This window comes from Pseudoalteromonas sp. S1609 (genome assembly GCF_005887255.1).
GTDB lineage: Bacteria > Pseudomonadota > Gammaproteobacteria > Enterobacterales > Alteromonadaceae > Pseudoalteromonas.
In genome coordinates this window covers 1-250 of record NZ_PNDJ01000278.1, presented here as the reverse complement: position 1 = coordinate 250, position 250 = coordinate 1, and the positions used below count along the sequence as shown (strand labels likewise).

At 47.6% G+C, this 250-nt stretch carries 1 pseudogene; it reads left to right on the top strand.

Annotated elements, in window-relative coordinates:
* Nucleotides 1-190: pseudogene (locus CWB76_RS19735) on the top strand (50S ribosomal protein L11 methyltransferase); the annotation flags it as partial.
* Between the last annotated feature and the right edge of the window lie 60 nt (nt 191-250).

The following is a 250-nucleotide window of genomic DNA, read 5'->3' as shown; positions in this document are numbered from 1 at the left end:
TTACAAAATCGAGCAAATCGAAGACAAAGATTGGGTTCGTGAGTGGATGGATAACTTCCACCCTATTCTATTTGGCGACATGGTGTGGATTTGCGCGAGGTGGCGCGATATTCGATACCCTGACGCAGTCAATGAGCTACTTGATCCTGGCCATGCATTTGGTACTGGCACGCACGCCACCACCTCGCTGTGATTAAAGTGGCTTGAAAGCCAACACTAACTCGGCAAAACAGTATTCAATTATGGTGGT